4 protein-coding genes and 1 pseudogene are annotated in these 5,517 nt (G+C 70.5%); 3 read left to right on the top strand and 2 right to left on the bottom strand.

Annotated elements, in window-relative coordinates; translation table 11 throughout:
- Window positions 1-219, top strand: a pseudogene (locus ACFW9D_RS26330) (UTP--glucose-1-phosphate uridylyltransferase); the annotation flags it as partial.
- 74 nt (window positions 220-293) lie between these two features.
- Here ACFW9D_RS26330 and ACFW9D_RS26325 read toward each other — a convergent pair.
- Complete coding sequence (locus ACFW9D_RS26325) at window positions 294-1,739, bottom strand: amino acid permease (RefSeq protein ID WP_384625554.1); 1,446 nt, start codon at window positions 1,737-1,739, stop codon at window positions 294-296.
- A gap of 157 nt (window positions 1,740-1,896) precedes the next feature.
- Here ACFW9D_RS26325 and ACFW9D_RS26320 point away from each other — a divergent pair, with 157 nt between their 5' ends.
- Entirely contained in the window at window positions 1,897-2,757 is an 861-nt protein-coding gene (locus ACFW9D_RS26320; protein ID WP_384625551.1) for an IclR family transcriptional regulator, read from the top strand.
- 25 nt (window positions 2,758-2,782) lie between these two features.
- Here the strand turns inward: ACFW9D_RS26320 and hutC are convergent, their stop codons facing one another.
- A complete protein-coding gene (hutC, locus tag ACFW9D_RS26315) occupies window positions 2,783-3,559 on the bottom strand; it encodes a histidine utilization repressor (RefSeq protein ID WP_384625548.1) in 777 nt (258 codons plus the stop codon).
- 207 nt (window positions 3,560-3,766) lie between these two features.
- On the opposite strand from hutC, the gene hutU reads away from it, so the two are divergent.
- The gene (gene hutU, locus ACFW9D_RS26310; protein WP_384625545.1) at window positions 3,767-5,452 is read left to right on the top strand and encodes a urocanate hydratase; all 1,686 of its coding nucleotides are present in this window, start codon (window positions 3,767-3,769) and stop codon (window positions 5,450-5,452) included.
- Window positions 5,453-5,517: the final 65 nt, after the last annotated feature.

Below are 5,517 nucleotides of genomic sequence, written 5' to 3'. Positions count from 1 at the left end.
GGCGAGATCCAGCTCACCGACGCCCTCCAGCAGCTCGCCGCGGACGAGAAGGTCGGCGGCCCCGTCCACGGCGTCGTCTTCAAGGGACGCCGCTACGACACCGGCGACCGCGGCGACTACCTCAAGGCGATCGTGCGCCTCGCCTGCGAACGTGAGGACCTGGGCCCCGACTTCCGGACCTGGCTGACCGCGTACGTGGCCGAGGAGCTCCAGGGCTGACCTCCCCCGGCACAGACGATGGGGCCCGGCCCCCCCCGGGGGTGGGGGGGCCCCGCTTCAGGGTGCGGAACGGCTCAGCCGGAGACCTCGGCCCGCTCCTCCTTCGCCGTGTTCACGGCGCCGGCGTCCTCGTCCGTGGACGGCACCGACTGCGGGTCGGTACCGGCCTTGCGGCGGACGGCCAGGAAGAAGACCACGGTGAGCAGGGCCAGCCAGACCACGCCGACCTCGAGCGCCACGCGGGTGTCCTCCTCGAATCCGAGGAGCACCAGGACCGCGGTCATGAAGACCAGGGTGATGATCTGGCCGTAGGGCCAGAACGGGGCCGGGAACTTCAGCGCGGCGGTCTCCTCCGGAGACATCGCGCGGCGGGCCTTGACGTGGGTGAGCATGATCATGACCCAGACGAAGACCGTCGCGAACGTCGCGATGGAGGCGATGATCAGGAAGATCTCGCCGGGGACGACCGCGTTCATCACGACGCCGAAGAGCAGGGCGCCGATCATGACGAGGGTGGTCACCCACGGCACGCCGTTGGGGGTCGTGCGGCGCATGACGGCGGGACCCTGGCCGCGCTCGGCGAGGCCGAACATGGTGCGGCCCGCGGCGAAGATGTCGCTGTTGATGGCGGAGAGCGCGGCGGTGAGCACCACGACGTTCAGGACCGCGGCCGCGGACTTGAGGCCCACACCGGCGAAGATCTGCACGAACGGGCTGCCGGAGTCGCTGATCTGCTGCCACGGGGTGATCGACATGATCACGGCGAGGGTCAGGACGTAGAACAGGATGATGCGCAGCGGGATGGAGTTCACCGCGCTCGGGATGGTCTTCTCCGGGGACTCGGCCTCGCCGGCCGTGACACCGATGATCTCCGTGCCGCCGAACGCGAACATGACGATGGCGAAGGAGAGGACCCAGCCGTCGATGCCGCCGGCGAAGAATCCGCCGTTGTTCCAGAGGTTGTCGATGCCGACGTGGACGTGGCCGGTGCCGAGGCTGAAGGCGATGACCACGATGCCGACGATGATCATGGAGACGATGGCCACGATCTTCACGAGGGAGAGCCAGAACTCCAGCTCGCCGAAGACCTTGACGCTGACGAGGTTCAGCGCGCCGACGATGAGGACGGCGGCCAGCACCCAGATCCAGCGGGGCACGTCGGGGAACCAGAAGCCCATGTACACACCGATGGCGGTCACGTCGGCCACCGCCACGATGACCATCTCGAAGGCGTACGTCCAGCCGGTGAGGAAGCCGGCGAGCGGGCCGAGGTGACGGCTCGCGTACTCACCGAAGGAACCGGCGCTGGGGTTGGCCACCGCCATCTCGCCGAGCGACCTGAGCACGAGGAAGACGGCCGCGCCGCCGATCAGGTAGGCGAGCAGGACTGCGGGCCCACCGGTCTCGATCGACGCCGAGGATCCGTAGAACAGGCCGGTGCCGATCGCCGAGCCGAGGGCGATGAAGCGGATGTGCCGTGAGTTGAGCCCGCGGCTCAGGCCGGCTTTTTCGGTACGCAAACGAATGTCTCCCTCTGGGGGTGGGGGCCGGAGGACGTGCCGGAGGAACATGTGGGGGGGTGAGATGCCTGCGGCATCGACCTGTTTTTCCGAGCTCCCGACAGCGAACGTCAGCTTGTATATTCCTGTCTATACAGGCGCGTCAAGAGGTGGTCCGATGAATGAGCGGAATGAGCGCAAGTCACCGCCCCGCACATCCTCCAGTGCCTCCCCCGCCGTGGGACGGGCCCTCGACATTCTGGTATACCTTGCCGGTCGCCCCGGCCTGGTGCAGGCGGCGACCCTCGCTCGTGACCTGGATGTTCCGCGCTCGTCGGCGTACCACATCCTGACCGTCCTCGCGGACCGCGGCTTCGTCACCTACGTGCCGTCGGAGCAGGCCTACGGGCTCGGGGTCGCGTCCTTCGAGGTGGGTTCGGCCTATCTGCGTCACGAACCGCTGGAGCGTCTCGCCCGGCCGATCCTGCGCACGGTCGCGAGCCGGCTCGGCCAGACCGTGCACCTCGGGATCCTGCACGGAGCGGAGACGGTCTACCTGCTCAAGGAGCGTCCGCCGGCCCGCGCCGGGGACATCGACATCGCACTTGTGACGGATGTGGGCGTGCGCCTGCCGGCCCATCTGACGGCCAACGGGCGGGCCATCCTCGCCCACACCTCGGAGGCACAGCTGCGGGCGCTCTTCTCCCGCCCCGGCGACCTGACCACCCGGACCGGCCGGGGCCCGCGTTCCCTGCCGGAGCTGACCGGTGAGCTGGCCCGGGAGCGGGAGCGCGGCTGGTCCCAGGAGGTCGAGCTGGTGTCGCAGGGCTTCTGCTCGATGGGGGTGGCGGCCTTCGACCACAACGAGCGGCCGGTCGCCGCGATCAGCACGACCTGGCGCCGCCATCACGGCCGGCACGACACCGAGGAAGTGCGGGAGGCACTCGCGCAGGGCGCGGCGCGGCTGACGGCCGCGGTCTCGGGGCACACGCCGGCGACGGCCGCGGGCCCGGCGACGAGGACCGAACCGACGCAGTGAGCGCCGGCCGGCACCTGGGGGGTGCTCAGTGCGTCGCGAACGCGCCTTCGAGGCGGTACCGGGAGCCCGGGTGCAGCAGCCGGGCGATGCTCACGAGCGCGTCGCGCGACCAGGTGCGGCGCTGGATCAGCAGGCAGGGCTCGGCGGGCGTGACGTCGAGGATCGCGCACTCCTCCGGCGAGGCCAGGACCGCCTCCACGATGTGCTCGCCCCGGCCCAGCGGCGCGACCTTCGACAGGAACGTGTACGGGGTCTGCCGCGTGAAGTCCTGGTCCAGATAGCCGGGGGCGAAGGCCGGGTTCACGTAGCGGTCCTCCAGCTGGAGCGGCACGCCGTCCTCCAGGTGCACGACCCGGGAGCGGAAGACGGGGTCGCCCTTGCCGAGCCCGAGGTGCGCGGCGGTGCGCTCGTCGGCCCGCTCCGCGCCCAGGGACAGCACCCGCGCCCCGTAGCGGTGGCCGCGGCCCCGGACCTCGTCCGAGATGTTGTGGACCTCCAGGAGCGCCGAGCTGGCCTTGCGCTCGGCGACGAAGCTGCCCACGCCCATGACGCGCCGGATGACGCCGTCGGCGGCGAGCTCGCGCAGCGCGCGGTTGACCGTCATGCGGGACAGGCCGAGGGCGTCGACGAACTGGCTCTCGGAGGGCAAGGCGTCGTCCTCGCGCCAGTGGCCGTCCCGGATCTGGCGCTCGACGAGCTCCTTGACGCGCTGGTACGCGGGCACGGATCCGCCCGCGCCCTCCTCGTACCACCGGGCCAGTTCCGCCGGGTCCACGACCACGCCGCCCACCGTCCTCGCCATCCGCTCCCCCTGCGCGCCAGCCTGCTCCTGCCTGCCTCGAATCCTATGGGAGCGGTTCTCCGTGCGGACGGGCCGTTGGTCCCTCGTCAGGTCCTTCGCCGGGGAAGCGTCTCGGATCCGAGAAATGCGGGCGCCGCCGCTGGTTCCGCGTCCGGCGCTCGCGTGTCATGAGGGTGCACAACCGCTCGATCCCCTTGAGGAGCACACATGACCACCCCTTCCCACGCAGCGCCGGGCGTCGTCCGGGCCCCCCGCGGCACCGAACTGAACACCCTGGGGTGGCAGCAGGAGGGCGCCCTGCGGATGCTCATGAACAACCTCGACCCCGAGGTCGCCGAGCACCCCGAGGACCTCGTCGTCTACGGCGGCACGGGCAAAGCCGCCCGGAACCACGAGGCGTACGACGCGATCGTCCGCACGCTGAAGACGCTGAAGGACGACGAGACGCTTCTCGTCCAGTCCGGCAAGCCGGTCGGTGTCATGCGCACGAACGAGTGGGCGCCCCGCGTGCTCCTCGCCAACTCCAACCTGGTGGGCGACTGGGCCAACTGGGAGGAGTTCCGCAAGCTGGAGGCCGAGGGCCTCACGATGTACGGCCAGATGACGGCCGGTTCGTGGATCTACATCGGTTCGCAGGGCATCCTGCAGGGCACGTACGAGACCTTCGGCGCCGTCGCCCGCAAGAAGTTCGACGGGACGCTCGCCGGCACGATCACGCTGACCGCCGGCATGGGCGGCATGGGTGGCGCGCAGCCGCTGGCCGTGACGATGAACGACGGTGTCGCGATCTGTGTGGACGTCGACGAGACGCGCATCGACCGCCGCATCGGCACGCGTTACCTGGACGTGAAGGCCGACAACCTGGACCACGCGCTGGAGCTGGCCGTCCAGGCCCGTGACGAGCGCCGCGGCCTGTCCATCGGTGTCGTCGGCAACGCCGCCGAGATCTTCCCGGAGCTCCTGCGCCGCGACGCCCCGATCGACATCGTGACCGACCAGACGTCGGCACACGACCCGCTGGCCTACCTGCCGGTCGGCATCTCGGTCGAGGACTGGCACCAGGAGCGCGAGGCGGACCCGGCCGGCTTCACCGAGAAGTCCCGCAAGTCGATGGCCCTGCACGTCGAGGCCATGGTCGGCTTCCTGGACAAGGGCGCCGAGGTCTTCGACTACGGCAACTCGATCCGCGACGAGGCCCGCAAGGCCGGCTACGACCGCGCCTTCGACTTCCCCGGCTTCGTCCCGGCCCACATCCGCCCGCTGTTCGAGGAAGGCCTCGGCCCGTTCCGCTGGGCCGCCCTCTCGGGTGACCCGGAGGACATCGCCAAGACGGACAAGGCGATCAAGGAGCTGTTCCCGGAGAACAAGCACCTGCACCGCTGGCTGGACATGGCGGGCGAGCGCGTCGCGTTCGAGGGTCTGCCCGCGCGCATCTGCTGGCTCGGCTACGGCGAGCGCCACCTGGCCGGCCTCAAGTTCAACGAGATGGTCGCCTCCGGCGAGCTCTCCGCCCCCGTCGCCATCGGCCGCGACCACCTGGACTCCGGTTCGGTGGCCTCCCCGTACCGCGAGACCGAGTCGATGCTCGACGGCTCCGACGCGATCGCCGACTGGCCGCTGCTCAACGCCCTCGTGAACACCTCCTCGGGTGCCTCCTGGGTCTCGATCCACCACGGCGGCGGCGTCGGCATGGGCCGCTCCATCCACGCCGGCCAGGTGTGCATCGCCGACGGCACCGAGCTGGCGGCGAAGAAGCTCGAGCGCGTCCTGACGAACGACCCCGGCATGGGTGTCATCCGCCACGTCGACGCCGGCTACGAGTACGCCTCCTCGGTCGCCAAGGAGCGCGGTGTCCGCGTCCCGATGACGGAGTCCGGGGACCACTCGGCGTGAGCACGTACCCGGAGGCCGCTCCGGCGGTCGCCGTCGTCCCGGCCCGGCCCTGGTGGGGCCGGGAC

This window comes from Streptomyces sp. NPDC059524, from assembly GCF_042749255.1.
In the GTDB taxonomy this organism is placed as follows: Bacteria; Actinomycetota; Actinomycetes; order Streptomycetales; family Streptomycetaceae; genus Streptomyces; species Streptomyces xanthii.
This window is presented reverse-complemented; position numbering and strand designations above follow the sequence as displayed.

Bases quoted from the DNA above. Each gene is read 5' to 3' on its own strand.
- hutU (WP_384625545.1), top strand. From the start codon at position 3,767: ATGACCACCCCTTCCCACGCAGCGCCGGGCGTCGTCCGGGCCCCCCGC.
- ACFW9D_RS26320 (WP_384625551.1), top strand. From the start codon at position 1,897: ATGAATGAGCGGAATGAGCGCAAGTCACCGCCCCGCACATCCTCCAGT.
- hutC (WP_384625548.1), bottom strand. From the start codon at position 3,559: ATGGCGAGGACGGTGGGCGGCGTGGTCGTGGACCCGGCGGAACTGGCC.